Source organism: Streptomyces sp. NPDC054932 (genome assembly GCF_053610205.1).
The window spans coordinates 53753-78818 of the sequence record NZ_JBSGXU010000001.1 but is presented as its reverse complement, the minus strand read 5'-3'; the positions used below and the strand labels follow the sequence as shown (position 1 = coordinate 78818).

Annotated in this window: 24 protein-coding genes and 2 pseudogenes; 12 read left to right on the top strand and 14 right to left on the bottom strand. The window is 70.7% G+C overall.

Annotated elements, in window-relative coordinates; translation table 11 throughout:
* Window positions 1-139: 139 nt before the first annotated feature.
* The 8 genes from ACWGE1_RS00410 to ACWGE1_RS00375 all read right to left on the bottom strand — a co-directional run bounded on the left by ACWGE1_RS00410 (window position 140) and on the right by ACWGE1_RS00375 (window position 3966).
* Window positions 140-310, bottom strand: coding sequence for a hypothetical protein (locus tag ACWGE1_RS00410; protein ID WP_423647285.1), 171 nt, complete (start codon window positions 308-310; stop codon window positions 140-142).
* Window positions 294-1058, bottom strand: a complete 765-nt coding sequence (locus tag ACWGE1_RS00405; protein WP_453418342.1) for a hypothetical protein — start codon at window positions 1056-1058, stop codon at window positions 294-296. The genes ACWGE1_RS00410 and ACWGE1_RS00405 overlap by 17 nt, the downstream gene beginning before the upstream one ends.
* 14 nt (window positions 1059-1072) lie before the next feature.
* Entirely contained in the window at window positions 1073-1417 is a 345-nt protein-coding gene (locus ACWGE1_RS00400; RefSeq protein WP_453418341.1) for a hypothetical protein, read from the bottom strand.
* Window positions 1414-1602 carry a hypothetical protein gene (locus ACWGE1_RS00395; RefSeq protein WP_453418340.1) on the bottom strand — a complete coding sequence of 63 codons (189 nt, stop codon included), beginning with the start codon at window positions 1600-1602 and terminating at the stop codon, window positions 1414-1416. Before ACWGE1_RS00395 ends, ACWGE1_RS00400 begins: the two co-directional genes overlap by 4 nt.
* Complete coding sequence (locus tag ACWGE1_RS00390) at window positions 1599-1889, bottom strand: hypothetical protein (RefSeq protein WP_380850354.1); 291 nt, start codon at window positions 1887-1889, stop codon at window positions 1599-1601. The genes ACWGE1_RS00395 and ACWGE1_RS00390 overlap by 4 nt, the downstream gene beginning before the upstream one ends.
* On the bottom strand, window positions 1886-2704 hold the full coding sequence (locus tag ACWGE1_RS00385) for a zinc finger domain-containing protein (RefSeq protein WP_453418339.1): 819 nt from the start codon (window positions 2702-2704) through the stop codon (window positions 1886-1888). The genes ACWGE1_RS00390 and ACWGE1_RS00385 overlap by 4 nt, the downstream gene beginning before the upstream one ends.
* Window positions 2701-3522, bottom strand: coding sequence for a hypothetical protein (locus ACWGE1_RS00380; protein WP_453418338.1), 822 nt, complete (start codon window positions 3520-3522; stop codon window positions 2701-2703). The genes ACWGE1_RS00385 and ACWGE1_RS00380 overlap by 4 nt, the downstream gene beginning before the upstream one ends.
* A gap of 156 nt (window positions 3523-3678) precedes the next feature.
* On the bottom strand, window positions 3679-3966 hold the full coding sequence (locus ACWGE1_RS00375) for a hypothetical protein (RefSeq protein ID WP_423647279.1): 288 nt from the start codon (window positions 3964-3966) through the stop codon (window positions 3679-3681).
* A 211-nt stretch (window positions 3967-4177) separates the two neighbouring features.
* Between ACWGE1_RS00375 and ACWGE1_RS00370 the strand changes: the two genes are divergently transcribed.
* Window positions 4178-4657, top strand: a complete 480-nt coding sequence (locus ACWGE1_RS00370; protein WP_423647278.1) for a hypothetical protein — start codon at window positions 4178-4180, stop codon at window positions 4655-4657.
* A gap of 100 nt (window positions 4658-4757) precedes the next feature.
* Window positions 4758-4979, top strand: a complete 222-nt coding sequence (locus tag ACWGE1_RS00365) for a hypothetical protein (protein WP_446590471.1) — start codon at window positions 4758-4760, stop codon at window positions 4977-4979.
* 455 nt (window positions 4980-5434) lie between these two features.
* On the opposite strand, the gene ACWGE1_RS00360 is transcribed toward ACWGE1_RS00365, so the two are convergent.
* Genes ACWGE1_RS00360 through ACWGE1_RS00345 form a run of 4 tightly spaced genes read right to left on the bottom strand, consistent with a single transcriptional unit; the run spans window position 5435 to window position 11794 of the window.
* Window positions 5435-5758 (bottom strand): M48 metallopeptidase family protein, encoded by a 324-nt coding sequence (locus ACWGE1_RS00360; protein ID WP_453418337.1) that lies wholly within the window; start codon window positions 5756-5758, stop codon window positions 5435-5437.
* On the bottom strand, window positions 5758-8700 hold the full coding sequence (locus ACWGE1_RS00355) for a type I restriction endonuclease subunit R (protein WP_453418336.1): 2943 nt from the start codon (window positions 8698-8700) through the stop codon (window positions 5758-5760). The genes ACWGE1_RS00360 and ACWGE1_RS00355 overlap by 1 nt, the downstream gene beginning before the upstream one ends.
* Window positions 8697-10007, bottom strand: a complete 1311-nt coding sequence (locus ACWGE1_RS00350; protein ID WP_453418335.1) for a restriction endonuclease subunit S — start codon at window positions 10005-10007, stop codon at window positions 8697-8699. The genes ACWGE1_RS00355 and ACWGE1_RS00350 overlap by 4 nt, the downstream gene beginning before the upstream one ends.
* On the bottom strand, window positions 10004-11794 hold the full coding sequence (locus ACWGE1_RS00345; RefSeq protein WP_453418334.1) for an N-6 DNA methylase: 1791 nt from the start codon (window positions 11792-11794) through the stop codon (window positions 10004-10006). Before ACWGE1_RS00345 ends, ACWGE1_RS00350 begins: the two co-directional genes overlap by 4 nt.
* Before the next feature lie 186 nt (window positions 11795-11980).
* On the opposite strand from ACWGE1_RS00345, the gene ACWGE1_RS00340 reads away from it, so the two are divergent.
* The 4 genes from ACWGE1_RS00340 (at window position 11981) to ACWGE1_RS00325 (ending at window position 15959) form a co-directional block, all read left to right on the top strand.
* The gene (locus tag ACWGE1_RS00340) at window positions 11981-13243 is read left to right on the top strand and encodes a serine hydrolase domain-containing protein (RefSeq protein WP_453418333.1); all 1263 of its coding nucleotides are present in this window, start codon (window positions 11981-11983) and stop codon (window positions 13241-13243) included.
* A gap of 201 nt (window positions 13244-13444) precedes the next feature.
* Window positions 13445-13951, top strand: coding sequence for an N-acetyltransferase family protein (locus ACWGE1_RS00335; RefSeq protein ID WP_453418332.1), 507 nt, complete (start codon window positions 13445-13447; stop codon window positions 13949-13951).
* 130 nt (window positions 13952-14081) lie between these two features.
* Window positions 14082-14597, top strand: a complete 516-nt coding sequence (locus ACWGE1_RS00330) for a SigE family RNA polymerase sigma factor (protein ID WP_453418331.1) — start codon at window positions 14082-14084, stop codon at window positions 14595-14597.
* 108 nt (window positions 14598-14705) lie between these two features.
* Window positions 14706-15959, top strand: coding sequence for a hypothetical protein (locus tag ACWGE1_RS00325; RefSeq protein ID WP_453418330.1), 1254 nt, complete (start codon window positions 14706-14708; stop codon window positions 15957-15959).
* 25 nt (window positions 15960-15984) lie between these two features.
* On the opposite strand, the gene ACWGE1_RS00320 is transcribed toward ACWGE1_RS00325, so the two are convergent.
* Window positions 15985-17700, bottom strand: coding sequence for a bifunctional 3'-5' exonuclease/DNA polymerase (locus tag ACWGE1_RS00320; RefSeq protein ID WP_453418329.1), 1716 nt, complete (start codon window positions 17698-17700; stop codon window positions 15985-15987).
* An 89-nt stretch (window positions 17701-17789) separates the two neighbouring features.
* Here ACWGE1_RS00320 and ACWGE1_RS00315 point away from each other — a divergent pair, with 89 nt between their 5' ends.
* The 3 genes from ACWGE1_RS00315 to ACWGE1_RS00305 all read left to right on the top strand — a co-directional run bounded on the left by ACWGE1_RS00315 (window position 17790) and on the right by ACWGE1_RS00305 (window position 19514).
* On the top strand, window positions 17790-17948 hold the full coding sequence (locus ACWGE1_RS00315; protein ID WP_453418328.1) for a hypothetical protein: 159 nt from the start codon (window positions 17790-17792) through the stop codon (window positions 17946-17948).
* Between the two features lie 5 nt (window positions 17949-17953).
* Window positions 17954-19132, top strand: a complete 1179-nt coding sequence (locus ACWGE1_RS00310) for a DUF2786 domain-containing protein (protein WP_453418327.1) — start codon at window positions 17954-17956, stop codon at window positions 19130-19132.
* A gap of 136 nt (window positions 19133-19268) precedes the next feature.
* On the top strand, window positions 19269-19514 hold the full coding sequence (locus ACWGE1_RS00305; protein WP_362592382.1) for a DUF397 domain-containing protein: 246 nt from the start codon (window positions 19269-19271) through the stop codon (window positions 19512-19514).
* A 121-nt stretch (window positions 19515-19635) separates the two neighbouring features.
* Here the strand turns inward: ACWGE1_RS00305 and ACWGE1_RS00300 are convergent, their stop codons facing one another.
* A complete protein-coding gene (locus ACWGE1_RS00300) occupies window positions 19636-20145 on the bottom strand; it encodes an ATP-binding protein (RefSeq protein ID WP_453418326.1) in 510 nt (169 codons plus the stop codon).
* 340 nt (window positions 20146-20485) lie between these two features.
* On the opposite strand from ACWGE1_RS00300, the pseudogene ACWGE1_RS00295 reads away from it, so the two are divergent.
* The 3 genes and pseudogenes from ACWGE1_RS00295 to mrdA form a co-directional block, all read left to right on the top strand.
* Window positions 20486-21365, top strand: a pseudogene (locus ACWGE1_RS00295) (helix-turn-helix domain-containing protein).
* A gap of 89 nt (window positions 21366-21454) precedes the next feature.
* Complete coding sequence (locus tag ACWGE1_RS00290) at window positions 21455-22912, top strand: aldehyde dehydrogenase family protein (protein ID WP_453418325.1); 1458 nt, start codon at window positions 21455-21457, stop codon at window positions 22910-22912.
* A 61-nt stretch (window positions 22913-22973) separates the two neighbouring features.
* Window positions 22974-25040 (top strand): annotated as a pseudogene (gene mrdA / locus ACWGE1_RS00285) (penicillin-binding protein 2); the annotation flags it as partial.
* Between the last annotated feature and the right edge of the window lie 26 nt (window positions 25041-25066).

Below are 25066 nucleotides of genomic sequence, written 5' to 3'. Positions count from 1 at the left end.
GGGGGACATGCGAACGCCCCGCCACCGGGGGGGGATGGTGGCGGGGCGTCGAGATCAGGATTCCGGGCACGCCGGAGGCGCTCCCGACTCTAGGTTACGAATGGATAACGGCGCAAGCCTCTATCGGTACGTACCTCGATCACTCAAAGAGGGCGCCCTGCTCGACGTCGTCGCCGAGGTCGAGCAGGGCCTCGACGCTCGGCGGCGCCTCGACGACGAGCCACCCGCTACGCCACGTACCGCGCCCCTCGCCGGCCGCGGGCTCGTCGACGAGCTGCTCGTCGAGCGCCCCATCACGCCGCGGCTGCAAGGTCGACCCCGAGCGCGGCGATCAGTTCGGGGAGGTCGTCCCACTCCCACACCCGCGCCCGCTCCCTGCTGTCGAGCGGCACGGGGGCCGAGCAGGCGCGCCCGCCCGAGCAGGTCACGGCCGGCGGCCCGTCGGGGGCACTGTGCAGGGTGAGCTCGCCCTCGCACCACGGGCACGGCTCGGGCAGCAGGGTCTCGCGCTGGTCGAGGCCGAGGGCGCGCAGCACCCGGGCCTCGGCGATCCGCGCCGTACGCCGCGCTTCGTGCAGCAGGTGCAACGGCAGCACCTCGAACGGCGGCGGGGCGAGGGCGCCGTCGAGCTCGCGCTCGGGGGCGGTGTCCTCATCCTGCACGCGCCCCTCGATCCACACGCACGCCCAGTGCAGCCCATGCACCCGCGATCCGGCGGCGCGCCGACTGTCGGGTGCGCTCGGGTCGGCGCACAGCCACGCCCGGGGGTCGCCCTGCTCGGTGCGCTGTACGGCGGCGGCGAGGGTGTCGGCGAGGTCGAACACCAGCCGCTCGACGCCGCGGCCGGCATCGAGCGCGCCGAGGTTGAGCGGGGCGGGGTGCTCGCGCAGCACGAGCGGGGCCCGGTCCTCGACGACGAGCTGCTCGTCGTCGCCCTCGCGCATGGTGTGCGCGAGCTGCCGCGGGGGCCAGTGGTCGGCCGGCGGTTCCTCGATCGCGAGCAGCAGCTCGGCCCACCGGCCGCGGATCGTCCGCAGCGCGCGCACAGTTTCGTGCACAGCCTGTGTGTAACTCACTGTCCCCCCTTGTTGGATGCTCGCAGCGCCTCGACCTCGGCGGCGTACTCGTCGCGCTCTGCCTCGGCCTCGACGATGGCCTGCTCGGCGGCGGCGACTCGGTGTGTCAGCCGCAGCGCCGCGGCCTGCTGCCCGCCGGCCGAGCGGCGGAAGTTGTCGCAGTCGGCGATCTCGACCTCGACGAGCTGCCGCAGCCGCGCCGTGTCCTCGGGGCCGAGCACCCCGCGGTCGGCACGGGCGAGCAGGACTCGCAGCGCCGTGCGTCGCTCGTCGCGGACTGCCTCGCGTGCGTCGCTCCGGCCGCGCCGAGACCGGATGCGGGGAAGGGTGTTCGCGGTCATGGTGTGCTCTCTCCGTTCTCGGCTCGGCGCGTCGTCGAGCAGGTGGTGCAGGTGGTTGCGCACGGCCGGCGGCCGAGGCGGCGCAGCTCGCGGTCGAGGCGGTCGTCGATCCGGACCGCGTACGCGAGGGCGGCGCCGAGGGCGAGCGCGAGCGTCACGGCGAGGGCGAGCAGGGCGGCGCTCATGGGGTTGTCTCTCCGTTCGTTCGGGCACGGCGCAGCAGTCGATCGAGGGCGCGCCGAGCGCCGCGGGTCTCCCGCGCGCGAGGCGCGACCGGTCGCGCGCGGTGGTGTTCGTGGTGCAGGTGACCACCGGCGTCCAGCGCGCGGCCGAACTCGGCAGTCATGTGCCATCCGTCGATGGCGAGGCGGTCGGCGAGTGAGGCGACGAACACGGTCGCGCGGTGTGGGGGCACGTCGAGCTCGTCGGTCAGATGGGCGGCGATCGCGGCGCGGGCGGCGAGCGGAATCATCGGGCCTCGCCCCCGCCGCTGGTGTGGCGGGCGCGGCCGTCGCGGCGCGGGGCCGGCGGCTGGCACATGATTCGGGCGAGGCGCACCTGCTCGGCGTCGGTATCTCCGTTGCTGTGCTCGGCGATCAGCGCCTCGACGCGCGAGGGATGAACACCGGTGAGCGGTCGCCGGCCCTTTCCGCGGTTGCGGAAGCTGGATCGGCACTGCTCGTCGACGGTGGCGAGGCAGTGCGGGCACCGGACACTGAGCGGGTCGGGCAGACCCTCGGCGACGAGCTGCTCGCGGTGCGCGCGGGCCGGTCGGAACTGCCGCAGCTCGGCCGCGACATGAGCCGGCATGTACCGGCGCGGGCCGGCGCCGACTCCGGACATGAGCGCGGCGAGACGTTTCTGCCCTGCCGCGTTGATCTCGGCCCGGTACTGCGCCGGCGCGGCATGGCCGCGGGCGACGGCGGCCCGAGTGCCGAGCAGTTCCTCGCGCCATGCCTGCGGGTTGTCCGGGTCGGCGGTCGGCACCGGGTCGGTGTGCCGGTTCATGAGCTCGGCACGGTGCGGCCCCCACGCGGCGAGCAGGTCGTGCGGCTCGATCGCCCGGAACTGCGAGCTCTTGTTCCCGCCCTGCTGCTCGTAGTAGCGGCGGGCGGCGCGGGCGGCGTCCCATCCGGTTTCGGGCATGGTCGCCGGCACGTCGGCGACGGCGGCGGTCCACTCCGAGATGGTGCGGGCGGACTGCTGCGGATCGGCGAGGGCGCGGCGCACACGGCTGTCGAGCGTTCCGGCGAACGCGAGCAGGGCGGCGATCTGTTCGGGCGTCATGGGCGGCTCTCCTTTTGGGTGAGCAGGGCGAGGCCGGCGGCGAGGTTGTCGGCGTAGTTCGCGGTCGAGGCGGGCGCCCGGGGCGGCGTGTTCGGCGCCGGCCGGTCGAGGTCGCTCCAGACCTTGAGCCAGTAGCGGGCACTCTTCGGTGCCTCGCCCGGGGTGGTGCGGCGGGCGGCGAGGTCGACAAGGGCCTCGACGCCGTGCGCCTGTACGAGCCGGTAGACGTCGCGCTGCTCGCCGAGGCCGAGCGACCACCGGACGGCGATCGAGGCAGCGACGAGAGCGGCGTCGAGCGGACGCAGTTCGGGAACCAGCGCAGCCGCGGTGTTCGTCGCGCGCGGCTGCTGCTGTTCGTCTTGTAGAGAGCTTCTTTTGTTCTGGGGGCCGGTAGCCGGCCCCCCGGGGGCCGATCTCCGGTCCTCCCCCGGGCCGGTAGTCGGTCCCCCCGGGGCCGATGTCCGGCCCTCCCCGGGGCCGCTCACCGGTCCCCCGGGGGCCGATGTCCGGCCCGGGTCGGTATCCGGCCCGGGCCGATCTCCGGCCCCCCTCGCGTCGAGCAGGGGGAGGCGGTAGACCGTTTCTCCGCCGGGGCCGAGCTCGCCCTCGACGACGGCGAGCTCACCCGAGGCGAGCAGGGCGTCGACGGCGTCGCGGACGGTGGAGCGAGCGGCGCGGGTGCGGCGGATGAGCGAGGCGGTACCGGCGTAGGCGACGCCGTCGGCGTCGGCCCGATCAGCGATCGCGAGCAGCACCAGACGAGCGGCGCCTCGACTGTCGGACTGGGACCAGACCCAATCCGTCGCGGCGAGGCTCAACGGTTCGTCTCCTTACGGGGATCGGCGAGCCCGGAGGTTCGGGCCGGCCGGCGAGTGCGGCGGGCGTGTGGGCAGGGCAGCGGTTGCCGACGATGTAGCGGCGGGTACCGATCGCGCGGCAGTAGTTGCCGGCGGCGCCGTCCCAGTGCTCACAGATCACGCCGCGCGATCGGGGCGGCCGACGTACCGAGCGAGGACTACGAAGCGGGGCACGTTGTTCTCGACCAGGGTCCGGGCGATCGCCTGAAATGAGCCAGCCGGCGCGTAAGACGAGAGCTGCGCGGACCGGATCGCCTGCGCCGCCGAGGATGCCCGGGCGCTCGTTTCCTTCTGCTGGATCTCGGCCCACTGGTTCGGGTGCGCCTTGAGCTGCTCGACGATCAGCGCGTGCTTGACGTTCTTCTGCCGTGCCGGCGGCGGGCCGGCGATGAACTTGACTGTCACTAGATCCCCCTCTGATCTGTCACCGAACGCGAACAGACATGCTTGTTGCCATGTCCGAAACGGCGCTAAGGTCCGTTCGTGTTCACGAACAAGAACAACGTAGACGTGGCAGAAACCCAACGTCAACGCAGTTCCGAGGTGTGCAACCGGGCAAGATCACTGGTTAGATGAGACTGTTCGCGTTCTGCGACAAGAACGGAGATGAGAAACCGTGTCGGAGAACGACACCCCGATAGGTGAGCCGACGGCCGATGGGGCGGCCGGGCGTGCCCCCGACTCAAGCGCCGGCGGTCCCTTTGCGGCCCTAGTGGCGGCGGCGATCGCAGGGGAACCCCTACGAAGCGTCTCGGAGCGCGCCGTTGATCCTGAAACGGGCAAGCGCATCCCGCACAACCAACTGCCCAAGATTGCCAAGGGTGAGGGGTACAAGCGCGAGCGGTGGCTCGTCGGTGCGGTTGCTGCGGCTGTCGGGCGATCCCTGACGGAGGTGCAGCGCGCCGCGGCGGAGGAGTGGACCGGCCTACAGGTCGGCGACCTGCTACGGGCGAGTAACTCGACTACAACCGTTGTCGTGGCTTACGAGTCTGGCACTACGGCTGACGATCTTCCTCTGCTTAAAGAGAAGCTAAAAACTCTGGGGCTCGGGAACATCCGAGTCGTGTCCGCAGACGTCGGTGACTCTGCGCCGTAAGCGCGTGACCTGCGGTGTTTGTGCGGGTATGTTGGTTGAGCTCTTGCCTCGGGCATATGTTCGAGTGAAGGGCTCCGCCATGCCACAAGGGGGGGGCATCTTGTACCGCGTCCGCCGTACCCGACTCGACGACAAAGCGCCGGCCGCCGGCGCTGCTGACGAAGTAGATCGACACATCCTGATCGACGACCGGCACATCACCGATACCGGCGCGATCGCCCTTGAGCTCGTCCTGAACGCCCTTCCCCCCACCGAGGGCAGCAGGGGCCGAGCTAGCGAGCCGCGGCCCAAGCGCGACCCCGGCAAGGCGCAGCAGGGCTAAGACGACCGAAGGGGCCGCACGGTGCGAACCGTGCGGCCCCTTCTGTGTGTCAGTGGGCCGGTGTAGCGTGTGGATCGAGCAGGCGACGTTTGTGCAGGTCAGGGGCCGTTTTCTGAGTGCCCGTTGCGTGCCCAATGCGTGCCCATTGCGTGCCCGAACTGCTCTGTACCGGTTGTCACGAGTCGGCACGGGAAGGCACCGCCGCACGGCTTGACCTGCGGTTATCGCCATGCGGCGGCACCCCGTGGAACTATCCGACAGGACTCATCTGGCGCTCGTAATGCGTAGGTCTCGGGTTCGAATCCCGAAGGCGGCTCTGTGGAAGCCCCAGGACTCACTCGCCGTGACCTGGGGCTTTTGCTATTTCCGCGATCGGCCGCCGGGATGCCCCGCTTCGCCGTGACCCGGTCCGGTCACCGGCCGACCCGGTCACGGCCGACTGCGCTCCTCGGGCGTCAACGGCCGCCCGGGGCGTGGCGGGCCGTGTGCTGGAGTTCGCGCCAGTCCGGGATCAGGGCCGAGAGCATCGCGTGGAAGCGCTTGCCGTGCGTGCGGTAGCGCAGGTGCAGGAGTTCGTGGACGATCACGTAGTCCTGGAACGCCTCCGGGGCCTCGGCGAGGTCGTCCGCGAGCGTCACCACTCCGTCGCTGGAGCACGAGCCCCACTTCGCGGGCATCTCGACGATGTCCACCCGCGTCGGGTTGACCCGCAGGCGCAGGGCCCAGGACGCGGCGCGCCGGTTGAGGCGCTGGGCCGGATAGAGCGGGGACGGGCGCATCAGGCTCCCGCCATCCGGTCGAGTACCTGCATGACCTGTTCGACCGCCTTGGCGCGCTGGTCCGCGGGCAGGTTGATGAGCGGGCGGTAGAGGTTCTGCCGCAGGCGGCGCTGCTCGTCCGAGTTCTCCGCCCAGTGGGGGAACTTGCCGAGCAGGGTCTCCACCTCGCGGGCCACGGCGAGCGTGTCGGCGCCGGCCGCGGTCAGTGCCTCGTCGCGGCCGAGCTGCCAGTGGACGGCGAACGCGACCGCGGACAGGCCGCTGTCGCGGGCGGCCTCGTGCGCGGCCTCCTTCTCCGCGACCAGGGCGGCGATCTCGTCCATCGCCGCCATGCCGGTGATCTTGCGTTCCTCCAGCGTCCGGATGACCTGGTCGGCACGCTCCTTGAGGGCGCGCAGGACGACGGCCTTGGCCGGGTCCTCGTCCATCTCGGTGCGCAGGCCCCGCAGCAGGTTGTAGACCTTGCCCTCCTCCGGGCCGTCCTGACCGCGCAGTGACTCCAGGGCGGCGCTGTCGAAGGTGACGACCTTCGCGATGCGGCCCAGCCCCTCCTGGGTGGCGCTGGCCTCCATCAGGCGGCGGGTCTTGTATTCGAGGTCACCGAGGAAGCCCCCGGTCTCGGAGTACGCGTTGCGCACGGCGGCGTACAGCTGGCTGAGCCGCTTGTACGTCGTGATGTGGTCGCGCAGTTCGGCCGAGGGCGACAGGATCTCCCACAGGGCCTCGATGTCCTTGTAGTCCTCGAAGAAGGTCTTGCGCGCGTCCGGGTCGATGAACCGCCCGTAGACCACCCGCTCCAGCTGCTGGTCGGGGCCGAGGCCCGCGTCGACGCGGAGGTAGTCGGCCGTCGCCAGGGCGATCCGCCGGTGGAGGTCCTCCGTCATCGTCTTCAGGTCCTCGATCGCGCCGTCGATGTCGGCGGAGTCGAAGCGCAGGGCCTTCTTCAGCTGGCGCAGCACGCCGACGAAGTCGATGACCAGACCGACGCGCTTGCGGACGTTGTGCGCGTCGACGTACGGGCGGTTGACCCGGGCGACGGCCTGCAGCAGGACGTGGTCGCGCATCGGTTTGTCGAGGTACATCGCGTACAGGACCGGGGCGTCGTAGCCGGTGAGCAGCTTGTCGGTGACGATCAGGATCCTCGGCTGTTCGCCGGGCTTCTTGAACTGCTTGCGCACCTCCTGCTCGCGCGGCTCCGAGAGCTGGAGCTCCGCCACCTTCGGACGGTCGACGACGTCCGAGGGGTTGCTGCTGTAGACGACCTGCGACCAGTCAGGGGGGAGGTGGCGGTCCAGTGCCAGCTTGTACTTGGCGCAGGTCTCCCGGTCCACGGCGACGAGGAACGCCTTGTAGTGCAGCGGATCGACGTTCTCCCGGAAGTGGCGCGCGACGAACGCGGCCACCTGCTCGACCCGGTCGTCCGCGCTGAGGAACGCGCGGATGCCGACGGCCCGGTCCAGGACCCGGTTGAGCTCCTCGACGTCGGTGACGTCCTCGGCTTCCGCGAGTGCGAAGAACTGCTCGTCGAGCTGCTGCGAGGGGACCGTCATGGTCGACGGCGCCATCATGTAGCGGATCGGGAGCGTCGTGCCGTCCTCGATCGATTCCTTGATCGAGTACTTGTCGAGGTAGCCGTCGTCGTCCTGCGCGCCGAAGATCTGGAAGGAGCCGGAGGCGCCCTCGGCGCTGCCGACCGGTGTGCCCGTGAACCCGATGATCGTCGCGTGGGGGAGGGCGGCCATCAGGTAGCTGCCGAGGTCCTTGGCGACCGACCGGTGGGCCTCGTCGATGAAGACGAAGACGTTGTCGCGGGGGGAGCTGTCCTTCTTGATCTCCTCGAATTTGTGGATCATCGAGATGACCAGGCCGCGGAAGTCGGCGTCGAGCAGCTCCTGCAGTTCCTGCCGGCTGTTGGCCCGGCGCACGGCGATGTCGTTCGCCTGCATCTCGCCGAGCAGCCGGTCGACCCATTCGCGGAGCTGGCCCTCCAGCTCGGTGCGGTCGACGACCAGGACCACGGTGCCGTTGCTGAAGCGGTCCTTGTCCTCGAGGATCAGACGGGCCGCGGTCAGGAGGGTGAAGGTCTTGCCCGAACCCTGGGTGTGCCAGACGAGGGCGCGGGTCTTCCCGGGGTCGGCGCAGCGGGCGACGATCTTGTCGATGGCCCGCCGCTGGTGTTCGCGCAGCACCGACTTCCGGGTCTCGCCGTCCTCGACGTAGAAGAGGATCCAGTGCTGGAGGGTCCGCAGGAAGTCGGTCGGCTCGAAGAACGCCTGGACCGCGAAGCGGTACTCCTCGTCCGGGGTCTGCTTCCACCTGCTGATGAACCGGCGGTTGGCGTTCCAGGTGACGCCGTACCAGTAGTCCAGCAGGTGCGTGACGTTGAAGAGCTGGGAGGTGCCCAGCAGCTCCGGGGTCTCCGCCTCGTAGCGGCGCAGCTGCTTGACGGCGCGCTCCAGGGCGCCGCCGTCCTTGGGGTTCTTGTGCTCGACGATCGCCATCGGCAGGCCGTTGACGACGAAGACGACGTCGGCGCGGTTGCCCTTGCGCGCCAGGGGTTCGATCTTCCATTCCCAGGTCACGACGAGGCTGTTGGCGGTGGGGTTCGCGAAGTCGACGAGCCGTACGGGGCGGTGGCGCTTCTCGGCCTCGTCGTACCACTGGCGTTCGCCGCGGACCCAGGCGAGTACGTCGCGGTTGCCCTCCACGGTGAGGGGCAGTGCCTCGATCGTGTCGACGACGGCGCGCGCCTGGTCGGCGGTCAGCCACGCGTTGAACTCGGAGAGCTTGGACTCCAGCTCTTCCCGGAAGAGCATGTTGGCCCGCCCGAGGCGCTTGACCTCGGCCTCCGTGGGCGTCATGACCGTCCAGCCGACCTCCTGGACGTGGTTCACCATCGGGAACTGGACGGTGTGCGCCTCGCTGATCCTGAGCGTGGTCATGCCTCCCCCTCCTTCGCATCGGCCGGACGGACCGGGACGGCGAGGTCACCGGCCGGGACGGCGAGGTCGCCGGCGGGGATGACGCCGGTCATGACGTCGTGGAGCAGCCGCTGGAACAGTTCGTCGAGGAGCTTCAGCTTGGTGCGGTGCAGTTCGATCTTCTTGTCGACCGACTTGAACAGCGAGGCGATCTCGACCTGCTCCGCGAGGGAGGGGAGCGGCACCGGGAGGGAGTCGATGATGCCCGTGTTGAGGTTGAACTTCCCGTCGGCGGCGGGGGTGGCCCGGGAGGAGATCAGGGAGATGCCGACCGGCGACCCGAAGAAGTACGCCACGTAGTCCGGATCGACGCCGTCCCGCAGCCGGGCGCGGATCAGGTACGAGGCGAACAGGGCCTTGTCGGGAGTGCCCCGGTAGACCGCGCAGAGACCGAGCCGCTCGATCACGCCGTTCGTCCGGATGAAGATCAGGTCTCCGTCCTCGAGCAGGTACCGGGCGGCTTCCCCGGCGGGCAGGTCGCAGTACTTGAGGTCGGTCGCGTCGATGCGCGCCGAGAGGATGTTCGGGATCCGCAGGACCGGGTGGGTCGCGGGCTCCACGCTGCAGCGCTTCGACGTTCCGTAGCGCAGCGAGGTGCGCAGCTCGGCGAACTCGACGACGTCCCAGCTCCCGGGGACCTCGCCGATCCCGCTGGGCCGGGTGGCTTCTCCGGTCAGCCCCTTGGAGAAGGCGGAGACCATCACGCTCGTCCGCAGCGCCTCGGCCGTGGCCAGGCTCGCCTGCTGGAGGTCGATGGCTTCGCGGACCCGGCTGAGCGCGGCGACGATCGCCGACTGCTCGCTCAGCGGCGGATGCGGGACGTCCAGGGCGGCGAGGCGGCTGGAGGAGAGGTTCGGGATGGTCGTCCTGTTGCCGGCGCCCTCGAAGATGCCGAGCTGGGTGAACGCGCACTGCAGGAAGAAGACGTAGAACCGCGGGTCGATGTCGCGCCGCCTGGGGCGGAGCCGGTGGAGGTGGTTCTGGAACGACATCGGTGCGACGCTGCCGTCCCAGATCGCCGCCCGGCCGATCTCGCCGCCCTCGCAGACGAGGAGGTCGCCCGCCACGAGGGTCTTGTCGGCCAGCTCGCGGGACGGGATCGACATCTCGTCCACGTTTCTCAGGTCCAGCCGGTCCCAGAAGACGTTGGACGTGCGCAGGAACGGGACCTTGTCCGGCCCGCTGCGGGCCGCGGCGGACATCGTCTTGCCGGCCCCGATCTCGAAGAGGTCGCCGAGGGGGCGCGAGGGCCAGGTCGGGGCGGTCACAGCTTCTCCAGCATCTTCGCCAGGTCGAGGTCGATCTCGCGCGCGCGGTCGTCGAGGGCCAGGAGGTCGGCGACGATGTCCTTGACGGTCCGGTGGTCCTGGGTGGTGACGCGGGTGACCCAGCGCGCGGGGTTCAGGTTGTAGTCCAGGGCCTGGATCTCGGCGAGGTCGGCGACGGCGACCTCCCCCGGGACCGGTTCGCCCGCGGTGTAGAGGCCGGCGAGTTCCTTGATGTCGCTCTCGGCGAGGTAGTTCTTCGGCTTGCCCTTGGTGAACCGCCGGGCGGCATTGACCAGGACGACCTTGCCCCTGCGGTGCGGGGGCTTGCGCTTGGACAGCACGATGATGACGCCCGCGGCCGGCGTGTTGTAGAAGAGGTTGTCGGGCAGCAGGATCACGCCGTCGATCAGGTCGCGGTCCACGAACCACTTCCTGATGTTGCGCTCCTTGTCGTCGTTCCTGGCGCCGGAGCCGCGCGTCACGGCGCCGGTGTCGAGGACGACCGCCGCGCGTCCCGAGTCGTTCATCGCGGCCACGGTGTGCTGGAGCCAGGCCCAGTCGCCCTTGCCGGAGGTGATGCCGCCGGACTTCGTGAAGCGGTCGAACGGGTCGTCGCCGAACAGGTCGGGATCGAAGGGCTGGTTCCACATCGGGTTGGCGATCACGACGTCGAAGCGCATCAGGGACCCGGTCGCGTCGCGCAGCTTGGGGTTGATCATGGTGTCGCCGCGCCTCAGGTCGACGTCCATGTCGTGGATGATCGTGTTCATCCGTGCCACGGCGTAGCTCTCGGCCTGGAGCTCCTGGCCGTACATCTTGAGCGGGACCCTGCTCGTCGGGTCCAGCCGGCGGGCCACGAGCTGCAGCTTGATCAGGAGCCCGCCCGACCCGCAGGCGTAGTCGTGGCAGGTCTCGCCGGGCTTCGGCCGGATGAGGTGGGCCATGAGGAAGCCGACCTCGGTCGGGGTGAAGAACTCGCCGGCGCTCTGGCCCGAGCCCTCGGCGAACTTCCGCAGCAGGTACTCGTAGGCCCGGCCGAGGAAGTCGGGCTGTACGTCCTCGAGTCCGAGGCGGTAGCGCGGATTGCAGAAGGTCTCGACGACATCGCGCAGCTTCGCCGGGTTGATGTCGCGCTCACCGTTGCGCTCGGCGGCGAAGTCGACGACGTCGATCACCCCGGACAGGTCCGGGTTCTGCCGCACCACGGCGCGGACGGCCCTGGTGAGGTGCTCGCCGATGTCCCGGGGAGTGGTGGGGCGGCCCCGGTCGTCCTGCGGCCAGTCGAAGGGGATCCGTCCGCTGATGGCGCTCCAGCGCGCCTCGGGCGGGAGGTAGAACCGCAGGAGGCTGTGGTCCCCCTCGGCGATCTCCAGCGCGGCGTCCTTCCCGAAGTCCTGGGCGAGGCGGGCGATCTCGTCGTCGAAGACGTCCGAGAGGCGCTTCAGGAAGAGCAGCGGCAGGAGGTAGTCCTTGAACTTGGGCGCGTCCTTCTCGCCGCGGATCGAGCAGGCGGCGTCCCAGAGCATCTGCTCCATCGGCTTGGTGGTCGGGGCGGCCGCGCGGGCGCGCCGGACCACCGGCGCCGGGACGGACGACGCGTCGATGCCGGCCACGTCGATGCCCGCCTCCGCGGCGAGCGCCGTGATGCGGGCCATGGCGGCCTTCTGCGGCTTGTTGCCGCCGCCCTCCCAGCGGTTGACGGTGGCGAACGAGACGCCCAGCCGCTCGGCCAGCTCCGTCTGCGTCAGATCGAGGTTGCCCCTGATGGTCCGCAAGGTCGTGGGCACGTCCGCAATTGTCATGTCTGCTATATTTGCTATATAGCATCTTGAAGTCAAGTGGCTTGCGGACCCCGGCGTGTTGCGGCCGCCGCCCCCTTGCGACTCCGGTCGCCGGCCCGGATGCCCGGGGCTACGTTGGAGTGGTGGGTCATGGGCTTGGCGCTTGGTGCTTGGTGTGTAAGGAGGCCGGGCATGACGACACGCTGGCGCAGTGCGGCCGTGGGCCTGACGGCGATCGGACTCGTGGTGGGGCCCGTGGGGACGGGGGCGGGGGCGGCGTACGCATGGGACGCCGCGGCGCCCGTGCCGGCCGCGACGGTCCCGGTTCCGGCCCCGAGTCCCACTCCGGCCACCCCGGCGACCCCGGCCCCCACGCCCGCCTCCGACGAGTTCCCGGTGCTGACCCCTGCCGTGGCCCGGCAGTTGGACGACGCCATCAAGAAGGTCCTGGCCGAGTCGAAGGTTCCCGGCGTGATCGTGGCCGTCTCGGCGCCCGGCAAGGGTGAGTACGTACGGTCCTTCGGCGTCGCGGACAAGGCCACGGGCACCCCGATGACCCCGAACCTGAACATGCGGATCGGCAGCGTGACGAAGACCTTCACCGTGACCGCCCTCCTCGAACTGGTCGACGACGGCAAGGTCGGGCTGGACGATCCGATCGGCAAGTACATCGACGGGGTCCCGAACGGCGACAGGATCACCCTGCGCGAGCTGGCCGGGATGCGCAGCGGTCTCTTCAACTACTCCGCCGACGAAGGCTTCTACAAGGCGCTGACCAGCGATCCCGATCGGCGCTTCACGCCGCAGGAGCTGCTCGACTACTCCTTCAAGCACCCGGTGCTCTTCGAGCCGAACGCGAAGTTCTACTACTGCAACACCAACCTGATCCTCCTCGGGCTGGTGGTGGAGGAGGTCAGCGGGATCCCCCTCGAGACGTTCATCGACCGGGAGGTCGTCGAACCGGCCGGGCTGAAGCACACGCTCTTCCCCACCGGCTCGCAGTTCCCCGCTCCGCACGCCCAGGGCTACACGAACCAGACGGCCTCCGGGAAGACGGAGGTCTCCACCGACTGGGACCCCTCCTGGGCCTGGGCGGCCGGAGCGATGATCTCCGACCTCTCCGACATGCGCAGCTGGGCGAAGACCCTGGCGACCGGGACCCTGCTCACCCCCGCCACCCAGGCCCAGCGGCTGAAGACGGTCGACGCCCTCCCGGGCACGGGTTACGGCCTCGGCATCTTCGACGTCCAGGGCTGGACCGGACACAACGGATCACTGCCCGGCTACGGGTCGCTGGTGCTCTACCTGCCGGAGGCGCAGGCCACGCTGGTCGTGCTGCTCAACACGGACATCGGGTACGAGAACCAGGAGCCCAGCACCCTGTTCGGCGAGGCGATCACCAGGATCGTGACCCCTGACCGGATCTACACGCTCCCGTCCCAGCCCCCGTCCTGAGCGGGCCGGGCCCCCGCAGGGGCCGTATGTGCGCGGCGGGCTCCGGGACTTCGCTCCCGGGGCCCGGTGCCGTGTGCGCGCCCGGTCCTTCGCGTCGGCCGACTCCCGCCGTAGCGTAGGGAGTCGAGGGGCCGGGGCGTATCGGCGCCCTCCGCGCGCCGGGCGTGCACGGCGCGCGAAACACCGTTGAGGGAGACGTACATGAACGGTCAGGCGGCACAGCAGGACACCCGGTCCACGGCGGCGGATCCGGAGCCCGCGGTCTCGGTGCGCGCCGCCGGTGAGGCGGACGTCGACGCGGCGGCCGTGCTTTTCCGCGGCTACCTGGACTTCTACGAGGTGGACATCGAGGACCCGGACGCCCCGCGGGCCTTCCTGGCGGAGCGGATCGCCAAGGACGAGTCCCTGGTCCTGCTCGCCGACGTCCCGGAGGCCGGCACGGTCGGCTTCGCGCAGGTCTACCGCGGCTTCTCCTCCCTCACCCTGCGGACCGCCTGGGTCCTCAACGACCTGTACGTCGCCCCGGCCGGCCGCCGCACCGGCGCGGGCCGGGCGCTGCTGCGCGAGGTTCTGCGCCGGGCCCGGGAGGCCGGGGTGTCCGGGGTGCAGCTGGAGACCGCGTACGACAACACGATCGCGCAGGGGCTGTACGAGGCGGAGGGCTTCGTCCGCGAGGAGTTCCACGTGTACTTCCACGACCTGGGCTGACCGGCGCCGGGCGGGGAAACCGGCAGGAACCGCAGGAATCGCAGGAACGGCAGAAAGCCCGGCGCGGGGTGAAACATTTCCGCACTGCCGGTGCGTCAGTGGGGTGGGACGGGCACACGAGGGGGAGTGGATGCGGCAGGTTCGCAGGGACGGGTTCCGTGAGTTCGCGGCGGGCCGGTCGGGCCATCTGTACCGGTCGGCATGTCTGCTGGCGAGCGGGGACACCCACCTCGCGGAGGATCTGGTGCAGGAGACCCTGGGGCGGATGTACCTGCAGTGGGGCCGGATCGCCCGTATCGACAATCCGGCGGCGTACGCGCAGACGGTGCTGGTGCGGGCCTTCCTCTCGCACCGGCGCCGCCGGTCGGCGGGGGAGCGGCCGGTCGGGGAGTTCCCGGAATCGGGCGCGCCCGCGGCCGGCGGCGGGGATCCGGCGCTGCGGCTGACGCTGCTCGATGCGCTGGGGCGGCTGGAGCCCAAGGACCGGGCGGTCCTGGTGCTGCGCTACTGGGAGGACCGCAGCGTCGAGGAGACGGCCGACGCGATGAACGCCAGCTCGGCGGCGGTCCGTACCCGGACCTCACGGGCGCTCGCCCGGCTGCGGGAGCAACTGGGCGGCAGCCTCTCCGCCTTCGCGGAGCTCTGAGACCGGCGCGGACCCTTCCGGTCCGCCCGGTGCTCTTCCCGCCCCGGTGGTTCTCCCGGCCCGGTCCCCCGTCCCACTTCACCCTTCAAGCGGAAGGTCTTGTTCCCCATGTCCTTTGAAGACCAGCTCGGCGAAGCCCTCCGGCGTGCGGGGGACGGATTCGCGACCGACCGGCACGCCCTCGCCGAAGCGGGCGAACAGCGCGGCCGGCGCCTGGTGGCGCGCCGCCGGGCCGCCGTGGTCGGCGGATCCGCGCTGGCCCTCGCCGTGATCGCCACGGCGGGGGCCTACACCGGCGGCCTGCTCGACGGCCCCGGCCCCACGAACGCGGTCCACGTGGCGGGGCCGCCGAAACCCTCGGGCGGGAACGGGCAGGCGCCGCTCACCGGCACCGGCTCGATCTCCGCCGAACAGCTGATCACGACCCTGAAGGAGCTCCTGCCGAGCGGGCAGCTCACCGGGTTGGAAGCGCGGGGCACGAGCGACGAGCTGGGTCCCTGGGTCTCCGGCGTGTACGACGACGGGAAGGGCAAGGCCGCCGTCGCCGTGCGCCTGCAGCGGGTGGACCCGAAGGGCAGCCATGCCCACGCGCAGACCGAGTGCGGCGACAAGATGCTGGTGGGCTACGACGACTGCCGGACCGAGGAACTGGAGGGCGGTTCCAGACTGCTGCTCCGCAAGGGGTACGAGTACCCGGACCGCCGGGTGGACACCAAGGTCTGGCAGGCCGTGCTGGTGACCCCGCAGGGCTTCCTGGTCAACGTGTCCGAGTGGAACGCGGCGGCCGAGAAGGGCGCCCCCGTCTCCCGTACCGATCCGCCGCTGACCACGGCGGAGCTGAAGACCCTGGCCACCTCGACCACCTGGCACCCGGCGCTCTACGACCTGCCGGCGGTCGAGCCGGACGTGCCCCGGGAACCGTCGTCGGCCGCGCTGCGGGACCGCAATGCCGGGGCGGCCCTGGAGCACCTGCTGGGCGGGTTCGGATCCACCGTCCCGATCGTCTCCAGGGGCGGTGAGGGCACCTACGGCTACGTCGTCCTCGACGACGGCAAGGGCCGGTCCCTGGTGCAGATCAACGTCCAGCAGGGCGGGGCGACTCCGCCGTTCACGGGGGCCGGTGTCAGTACGCAGCCCGACGGTACGAAGGTGAAGGTCGTGGCGGGACCGGGGGAGAAGGGCGGCAAGGGCGTGGTGCAGTGGAGTGTCGACACCCTGCGCAAGGACGGGCTGCGCGTGGTGATCTCCGCCTTCAACACGGCCGAGCAGAGCGGCGCGGCCACGCGCCAGGAACCCGTGCTGACGCTGGAACAGATCAAGGAGATCGCGCTCGCCCCGGGCTGGAACCGGACCCGCAACTAGAGTGGTTCCGGGCGGGTGTTCCGCTTCACTTGGCGTCCGCGTAGCACTCCACGACCGCCGTCGTGAACGGGAAGCGGACCGGGATGTCGCCGAAGGCGATGCGCCCGGCCCGGTCACCGGCGGCGCGGATCGCCTCGACCACGGCCCCGGCCTCCTCGGCCGGGCAGTGCACGATCACCTCGTCGTGCTGGAAGAACACCAGCTCGGCCCGCATCCCGGCGGTTGCCTGCCGCAGGGCCGCGAGCATCAGCAGGGCCCAGTCGGCCGCGCTGCCCTGTACGACGAAGTTACGGGTGAACCGGCCGCGGGCCCGGGTGTTGGTGGAGGCGTAGCTCGGGGTCCAGCCGTCCTCCCGGTCCTGCGGGGTCCCGGCCCCGCCCTCGCCGTACCCCTCGCCCGGGTCGACGCCGCCGTCGCCGGCCTCGTACCCCTCGCCGGAGCCGGCGGGCGGCGGGCAGGTGCGGCCCAGCCAGGTCCGTACGAGCCGGCCCTCCTCACCGGCCTTCGCCGCGTCGTCCACGTACGCGACGGCGCGGGGGAAGCGGCGGCGGAGCGCGGCCAGGTTCTTCAGGCCGTCCCCGGAGGTCTGGCCGTAGACGGCGCCGAGCACGGCGAGCTTGGCCTTCTCCCGGTCGCCGGAGAAGCCCCGGCGGGAGACGGCGGTGTACAGGTCCGAGGCTTCCCCGGCGACCTCCATGAAGGCGGGGTCGCGGGAGATCGCGGCGAGTACGCGCGGTTCCATCTGATCGGCGTCGGCGACCACGAGCCGCCAGCCGGGGTCGGCGACCACGGCCCGGCGGATCACCTTGGGGATCTGCAGGGCCCCGCCGCCGTTGGTGACCCAGCGGCCGGTGAGGGTGCCGCCGGGGATGAACTCCGGGCGGAAGCGGCCGTCGTGGACCCAGTCCGCGAGCCAGGCCCAGCCGTGGGCGGTGTAGATCCGGTACAGCTTCTTGTACTCGATCAACGGCTCGACCGCGGGATGGTCGAGCTCCTGGATCTCCCAGCGGCGGGTGGACTTGAGCTTGATCCCGGCCCCGGCGAAGGCCTTGATGACCTCGGCGGGCAGATCGGGGCGCACCCGTCTGCCGAAGGCGGCGGACACGCGGTCGGCCAGCTCGGCGAGGCGCCGGGGCTCCCCGCCGCCCGCGTACCGCTCACCGAGCAGCTCGGTCAGCAGGGCGCGGTGCACGTCGGCCCGCCAGGGCAGGCCCGCGCGGTTCATCTCGGCGGCGACGAGGAAGGCCGCGGACTCGGCGGCGGTGAGCAGACGCATCCGGTCGGGGCGGTCGGTGGCGTCGATCCGCTTCGCCTGGTCGGCGTGGATGGCGAGCAGGGCGTCCAGGGGGACGGGGACGGGCTGCGGGTCGAAGAGGGAGTCCTGGGCGCGCGGCTCGGCGGCGCGCTGCGGCGGATCGGGCGGAACGGGGGCGTGGGTGAGCCGCGCCCAGGCGGCGGCCGCCGAGCGGGGCTCGCCGGAGCGGCCCTCGTGGCCGAGGAGCAGCAGCTCGGCGTCCTCGATGTCGTGGCACCGCTCGACGCGGGCGCCGGCCGCGAGCAGGCGGGGGTACACGGCCGCGGTGGACCGCCAGACCCAGCGGGTGTCCGGCGGGGCGGCACGGATCGCCTCGGCGGGGTCGCGGACGCGCATCCGGACTCCGTCGCCGGGGGTGACGGGCGCGGCGTGCCACCACCCGTCGCCGTCCTCGGCGAGGGCCCACCGGGGAGTGCGGTCGCTCATGGGTGCGAGTGTCCCACCGGGGTCCGACAGTGGCCGCGCCCGGCCGTCGGCCGGGCGCGGCGTCCGGGCCGGACAGGGTCAGCCGGACCGTGCACGCCGCCGTGCCCCCGCAGGTCGAGTACGAGCCGACCGAGCTCGGCCACGGCCCGCCCCGTCCGGTGAAGGGCCTCGCGGGGTCGCTGGTGCACCGCCCCCAGATCGATGCCGCCCGCCGGGAGCGGGACGCGAAGGCGGACATGCCAAGCTGAGAGGTGTGAGAGACCTTGCCGGGACCGTCGACCGAGCCTTCGCCGCAGCCCTGTACGCCCAGGACGACGCCGGGCTGGACACCGGCGCCTCGCTGCTCGTCGCCGACCAGGGGGGCTGGAGCGCGGTCGGGCGGGAGCTGCTGGCGCGCGGGGAGGCGTACGTGCGCCAGGGCTGGGAGCGGGGCTGGAGGCCGGCGGACGTGCTGCGGCTGGTCCGCCGGGACCTCGACGAGCGGCATCTGCGGATCGCCGGGGACCTGATCGCCGCCGAGGCGCGCCGCTACGCCCGGCTGCCGGAGCGCTGGGGCGCCGACGAGGTGTGGTGGGCGGGCGACGGGACGTACGCCGACGGGCTCGCGCAGCGGGAACGGGCCGACCGCTTCACGCTGGCCACCGCCTTCCTGGAGGTGCTGCGGCTGCTGATACGGCTGCCCTCGATCGAACCGGTGGGTCCGCTTCCCGGCGACCCGGCCGACGCCCTCGCCGAGCACGCCCACATCGAGCCCCGCATGCTGGGCCGGATCCGGGCCCTGCTCGCCAAGGCCGAGGCGACCACCTTCCCGGAGGAGGCGGAGGCGCTCAGCGCCAAGGCCCAGGAGCTGATGGCCCGGCACACCGTGGACGAGGCGCTGCTGGCCGCCCGCGGCGGTGGCCCGGCCCAGGTGCCGGGAGCCTGCCGGATCGGTGTCGAGCCGCCGTACGAGGAGGCCAAGGCGGTGCTGCTCGACGCGGTGGCCACCGCCAACCGCTGCCGGGCGGTGTGGAACAGCGGCTTCGAATTCTCCACGGTGGTCGGCTTCGAGAGCGACCTGGAGGCGGTGGAGCTGCTCTACACCTCGCTGCTCGTGCAGGGCACGGCCGCGATGACCCGCGCGGAGGCCGCGCAGCGCTCCGGCGGGCGCAAGCGGACGAAGACCTTCAGACAGTCCTTCCTGCTCGCCTACGCCAGCCGGCTCGGCCACCGGCTCGCCGAGACCGCCGAGCACACGGCGACGGAGGCCCCCGACAACCTGCCGGCGCTGGTGGCCCGCGACGTGGCGGTGACCTCGCGCGCGGACGAGATGTTCCCCCGGACCACCACGACGAGGCTGCGCGGCGCGACCGACCACGCGGGCTGGGAGGACGGCACGGCGGCCGCCGACCGCGCCCACATGGGCGGCAGGCGGAACCAGCTGCCTCGCTAGGCGCTCTTTACTCCTGAGTACGAACCTGTCCGTGATCAACGGACCACCCCGCGTGCACGTGCATCTGCCCGTGCAGCCGCCCATGAACACAGCTATGATCCGGAGGAGTTGACATCTGCACTATCGGGGGCTTCCTGTGGACCACGCGTACAACGGGATGGCAGCTGCAGAACTCGCTTCCTTGTTTGAGCTGACGTGGCAGAAGAGCAGACACAGCAACTCGCAGGGTTCCTGCGTGGAGTTCGCACGGCTGCCGGGAGGCGACGTCGCCATGCGCAACTCGCGCTTTCCCGACGGACCGGCACTCGTCTACACGCCGGCGGAGATAGAGGCCCTGCTTCTGGGCGTCAAGGACGGCGAGTTCGATCACCTGATCAGCTGACGGAACAGCGCACCCATCAAGCCATGCACGTGCACTGGCCGGGACTGATCGCAATGATCAATCCCGGCCAGTTGTCCTGTGTCCGCCCTTGGTCGGCGCCGCCCGGCGCCCCCGGCGGTCGCTAGTCGTGGAGCAGGAACAGCGCCCAGACCACCTTGCCGGTCAGCCGTCCCGCGAGCGGGTGCCAGCCCCAGCTGTCGCTGTACGAGTCCACCAGGAACAGCCCGCGCCCGGACTCCAGGTCGAAGTTCTCCTCGGTGCGCTCCGGCGAGAACGCCCCGCCGGGCCGGTCCTCGCTGGGGTCGCGCACCGCGCACACCAGCCGTGTGCTCCACCGCATCAGGTGCAGCCGCACCGGCGGCTCCGGCTCCGCGTCCACCCCCCGCGCATCCTCCGGCAGAGCGTGGCGCAGGGCGTTGGTGACGAGCTCGGAGACCACGAGGGCCACATCGTCGAAGCGGTCGTCGAGGCCCCACTGGGACAGGGTCGACCGGGTGAAAGTGCGCGCGCCCCGCACCGCGTCGAACCGGGCGGGCAGAGCGCAGGAGGCGGACCCGGAGACAGCCGTGGGGTCGACCGGGGGAAGCCCCTGCCGTAACGGCTCGAGCATGGTCGATCCATTCGTCCCCATGCGAGGCACTCCCGGGATTCGCGGGCGAAGCGGCGGCTTCGTCCAAAGAGAACTGCGGGGTGGGTCCGGCGCCGGCGCGAAGAGCACGCAGGTGCGCGGGGACCATCGTTCCGAATGCCGGAGCCGGATGCAAGGGCAGATGCACGTGCACGCGCCGGACCTGTCCGCTCCCGTGACGGTTCTGACTCATTTCTTCCTACGCATACTTACGGACTTCTTTTCCCGGAGACGGGATTCCGTTACAGAACGAGTACGAGCCGATGCGTTTTGGTGGCAGACTGCGGCCCCTGGGGTACGGGGGCCCTGAGACGCTCGCGCACACCACGCGCACGCCAATGCGATGGGGAGGGCAGTACTAGTGACCGCAGAAACAAGCGGTTCTGTGGTGCGCCGCATCCTCCTGGGCTCTCAGCTCAGGCGACTCCGAGAATCCCGCGGCATCACCCGTGAGGCGGCCGGCTACTCGATCCGCGCATCCGAATCGAAGATCAGCCGCTTGGAGTTGGGATAGGGTGAGCTTCAAGGCCAGAGACGTCGAGGACCTCCTCACGCTCTACGGAGTCACGGACAGCGCGGAGCGCGAGTCACTGCTCGGGCTGGTCCGGGAGGCCAACGCGACCGGCTGGTGGCACAGTTACGGCGACGTGCTGCCCGGGTGGTTCCAGACGTACATCGGCCTGGAGGGCGCCGCCTCGCTCATCCGGATCTACGAAGTCCAGTTCGTCCACGGGCTGTTGCAGACCGAGGCCTACGCCCACGCCGTCGTCAGCCGCGGCATGCCCGGCGCCACCGCCGCCGAGATCGACCGCCGCGTCGCCCTGCGACTGGAGCGGCAGAAGGTCCTCGTCTCCGAGAGCGCCCCGGTCTTCCACGCCGTCCTCGACGAGGCCGCGCTGCGCCGCCCGTACGGCGACCGCGAGGTCATGCGCGGCCAGCTGGAGCACCTCATCGAGGTCTCCCAGCGGCCCAACGTGCAGCTCCAGGTGATGCCCTTCTCCTTCGGCGGACACGCGGGCGAGAGCGGAGCCTTCACCCTGCTGCGCTTCCCCGAGTCCGACCTGCAGGACATCGTCTATCTGGAACAGCTCACCAGTGCCCTCTACCTGGACAAGGGCGAGGAAGTGGGGCAGTACGAGCGGGCGATGGAACGGCTCCAGGCGGACTGCCCCGATCCCGAACGGACCCGGGATCTTCTCCGCGGCCTGCTTCAACTGTCTTGATTCGCACGTAGTATGACGTCTGATCAGTGCATGATGACCGATCGGTCTCCGGTGCAGCGCACGGGTGCGCGCTCGCAGTAAGGGATGGCATGTCCATATTCAGCGACCTGGCTCACCAGTACATCGACGGCGAATGGCTGGCCGGTACCGGTTCGTGGGACATCATCGACGTCAACCCGTACAACGGCGAGAAGCTCGCGGCCATCACCGTGGCCACCGTCGAGCAGGTGGACCAGGCATACCGCGGCGCCGAGCGCGCCCAGCGGGAGTGGGCCGCCACCAGCCCGTACATCAGACGCGCGGTCCTGGAACGTGCCCTGCGGATCACCGAGGAGCGCGAGAAGGAAATCGTCGAGGCGATGATCGACGAGCTCGGCGGGACCCGTCCCAAGGCCGAGTACGAGGTCCACCTCGCGATGGAGTTCATCCGCGAGTCGCTCCAGCTGGCCGTCAGGCCCGAGGGCCGGATCCTCCCCTCGCCGGTCGAGGGCAAGGAGAACCGGGTCCAGCGGCTGCCCGTGGGCGTCATCACCGTGATCAGCCCCTTCAACTTCCCCTTCCTGGTCACCCTGAAGTCGGTCGCCCCGGCCCTGGCACTGGGCAACGCGGTCGTCATCAAGCCCAACCAGAACGCCCCGGTCGTGGGCGGCGGCGTGATCGCCAAGATCTTCGAGGACGCCGGGCTGCCGGCCGGCCTGCTGAACGTCCTGGTCACCGACATCGCCGAGATAGGCGACGCGCTCCTGACCCACCCCGTCCCCAAGGTCATCTCGTTCGCGGGATCGGACCGGGTCGGCCGGCACGTCGGAGCGATCGCCGCCCGCCACTTCAAGCGGACGGTCCTGGAGCTCAGCGGCAACAGCGCGCTCGTCGTCCTCGACGACGCCGACCTCGACTACGCCGTCGACGCGGCGGTCTTCAGCCGCTTCGTCTACCAGGGCCAGGTCTGCATGGCCGCCAACCGGATCCTCGTCGACGCGTCCGTCGCGGAGGAGTTCACCGAGAAGTTCACCGCGCGCGTGCGCAGCCTGAGGACGGGCGACCCGCGCGAGGCCGACACCCACATCGGCCCCCTGATCAACTCGTTCCAGGCCGACGCCCTGACCGCGCTCGTGGACCAGGCCGTGGAATCCGGCGCGCAGGCACTCGTACGGGGGTCTACGCGCGGCAACCTGGTGGAACCCACGGTGCTCGCCGGCATCCCCGAGGACTCCCCGCTGCTGGGCCAGGAGATCTTCGGCCCGGTCGCCCTGCTGGTGGTCTTCGACGGCGAGGACGAGGCCGTACGGCTGACCAACGCGACCCCCTACGGGCTCAGCGGCGCCGTGCACACCCGGGACGTGGAGCGGGGCGTCCGCTTCGCGCAGCGGATCGAGACGGGCATGATCCACGTCAACGACTCCACGATCGGGGACGAGCCGCTGGCCGCCTTCGGCGGTGAGAAGGCCTCGGGTCTGGGCCGGCTGAACGGCGAGGCGACGGTCGAGGCCTTCACCACGCAGAAGTGGATCTCCGTACAGCACGGCCGGACGACCTTCCCGTTCTAGGGAGAGCCCGGCACACCCCTAGACTCGACCGGGCGTAGGCAGCCGCCCGGGGGAGATCGAGTTGAGCAACATACCGGAGACCGGCCGGACCCCTCGGGTCCAGAACCGGCTCGTCGTCATCCAGATCGTGGTCTTCTCCTTGCTGCTCACGCTGGGCGGCCGCCTCTGGTACCTCCAGATACGCAATGGCTCGGAGTACACGGACGAGGCGAAGAACAACCACGTGCAGCAGGTGGTCCAGCCCGCCGTGCGCGGCTCGATCCTGGACTCGCGCGGGGTTCCGCTCGCCGACAACGCGACCCACCTCGTCGTCTCCGCCAGCCGTACCGAGCTGCTGAAGATGAAGGACAAGGGCAAGTCCGTGCTGACCCGGCTCGCCGGGGTGCTGGGCCTGGAAGCCCAGGAGGTCATCGACAAGGTCCGGCTCTGCGACGCCAAGACCAAGCAGCCCTGCTGGAACGGCTCCCCCTACCAGCCGATCCCGGTCAGCGACGAGGCCACCACCGAGCAGGCCCTGCAGATCCGCGAGCACCCCGAGGACTTCCCGGGCATCACGGCCGAGGCGACCGCCCTGCGCCGCTACGCGGGACCGGACCAGGCCAACACCTCCCAGGTGCTCGGCTACCTCTCGCCGGTCACCGACGAGGAGATCGCCAAGGCGAAGAAGTCGGACTCGCCGTACCTGCGCTCCGACCAGGTCGGCCGCTCCGGCCTGGAGCGCACGTACGACAAGGAGCTGCGCGGCAAGGCGGGCATCACCCGCTACGAGGTGGACAACCTCGGCCGGGTCATCGGACAGGGCGAGACCGACCCGGCGCAGCCCGGTTCGAGCATCGTGACGTCGATCGACTCCCGTGTGCAGGCGGTCGCCGAGCGCGAGCTGAACAACGCGATGATCGACGCACGCAAGGTCCACGACAAGAACACCGGTCGCGACTACGAGGCCGACTCGGGCGCGGTCGTGGTGATGGAGACCAAGACGGGCCGGATCGTGGCGATGGCCTCGAACCCGACCTACGACCCCAACGCCTGGGTGGGCGGCATCTCCGCGAAGGACTACGCCTCCCTCACGGACAAGGAGTCCAACTACCCGCTGCTGAACCGCGCGATCCAGGGACAGGCGGCGCCGGGTTCCATCTTCAAGGTGGTCACCTCGACCGCCGCGGTCAACGCCGGCTACCCCTTCAACAACCGCTACCCCTGCCCCAGCTCGTACTCGGTGGGCAACCAGACCTTCACGAACTTCGAGTCGCAGGGCCACGGTGACATCACCATCGGGCGGGCCCTGGAGGTCTCCTGCGACACGGTCTATTACCTGATCGCGGACCAGGAGTGGAAGAAGGACGGGGGCATCAAGCCGAAGAAGGACCCGAACGACTGGTTCTTCAAGACGGCCCACGAGTTCGGTCTGGGCAAGCGCACGGGCATCGACCTGCCCAACGAGGTGCCCGGCCGGGTCCCCGACCGCAAGTGGAAGCAGGACTTCTTCGACGCCAACAAGGACGCCTGGTGCCGGGACGGCAAGAAGAACGGCAGCTTCGCCGAGAAGATCGCCTACGAGAACTGCCGCCAGGGCAACCAGCTGCGCGAGGGTGACGCGATCAACTACTCGATCGGGCAGGGAGACACCCTCGTCACCCCGCTCCAGATGGCGTCCGTCTACTCGGCCATCGCCAACGGCGGCACCCTGCACCAGCCGAGCGTCGGCAAGGCGATCGTCAGCGCCGACGGCACATCGGTGAAGGAGATCGTCCCCAAGGAGACGGGCAAGCTCCCGATGAACGCCAAGACGCGCGACAACATCGACGAGGCCCTCGCCGGCGTGGCCACCGACGGCAGCGCCGCCTGGCGCTTCGGCGGCTGGCCGCAGAAGCAGATCCCGATGCACGCCAAGACGGGCACGGCCGAGGTCCAGGGCAAGCAGACCACCTCGTGGTTCGCCTCCTACACCGAGGACTACGCGATCGTCATGACCATCTCCCAGGGCGGCACCGGCTCGGGGGCGTCGGGACCGGCGGTCCGCAAGATCTACGAGGCGATGTACGGGCTCGACCCGACGGGCAAGCAGGACCTGTCCAAGGCCCTGCTCCCGCAGCCCGCCACCGCGCTGCCCGCGATTCGGCCGGACGAGGAAAACTCCCCGAACGGAGCCGG

Coding starts and splice junctions, on each gene's coding strand:
- ACWGE1_RS00400 (WP_453418341.1), bottom strand. CDS start 1,417: ATGACCGCGAACACCCTTCCCCGCATCCGGTCTCGGCGCGGCCGGAGC.
- ACWGE1_RS00395 (WP_453418340.1), bottom strand. CDS start 1,602: ATGAGCGCCGCCCTGCTCGCCCTCGCCGTGACGCTCGCGCTCGCCCTC.
- ACWGE1_RS00390 (WP_380850354.1), bottom strand. CDS start 1,889: ATGATTCCGCTCGCCGCCCGCGCCGCGATCGCCGCCCATCTGACCGAC.
- ACWGE1_RS00385 (WP_453418339.1), bottom strand. CDS start 2,704: ATGACGCCCGAACAGATCGCCGCCCTGCTCGCGTTCGCCGGAACGCTC.
- ACWGE1_RS00360 (WP_453418337.1), bottom strand. CDS start 5,758: ATGCGCCCGTCCCCGCTCTATCCGGCCCAGCGCCTCAACCGGCGCGCC.
- ACWGE1_RS00355 (WP_453418336.1), bottom strand. CDS start 8,700: ATGACCACGCTCAGGATCAGCGAGGCGCACACCGTCCAGTTCCCGATG.
- ACWGE1_RS00340 (WP_453418333.1), top strand. CDS start 11,981: ATGACGACACGCTGGCGCAGTGCGGCCGTGGGCCTGACGGCGATCGGA.
- ACWGE1_RS00335 (WP_453418332.1), top strand. CDS start 13,445: ATGAACGGTCAGGCGGCACAGCAGGACACCCGGTCCACGGCGGCGGAT.
- ACWGE1_RS00330 (WP_453418331.1), top strand. CDS start 14,082: ATGCGGCAGGTTCGCAGGGACGGGTTCCGTGAGTTCGCGGCGGGCCGG.
- ACWGE1_RS00325 (WP_453418330.1), top strand. CDS start 14,706: ATGTCCTTTGAAGACCAGCTCGGCGAAGCCCTCCGGCGTGCGGGGGAC.
- ACWGE1_RS00320 (WP_453418329.1), bottom strand. CDS start 17,700: ATGAGCGACCGCACTCCCCGGTGGGCCCTCGCCGAGGACGGCGACGGG.
- ACWGE1_RS00300 (WP_453418326.1), bottom strand. CDS start 20,145: ATGGGGACGAATGGATCGACCATGCTCGAGCCGTTACGGCAGGGGCTT.
- ACWGE1_RS00290 (WP_453418325.1), top strand. CDS start 21,455: ATGTCCATATTCAGCGACCTGGCTCACCAGTACATCGACGGCGAATGG.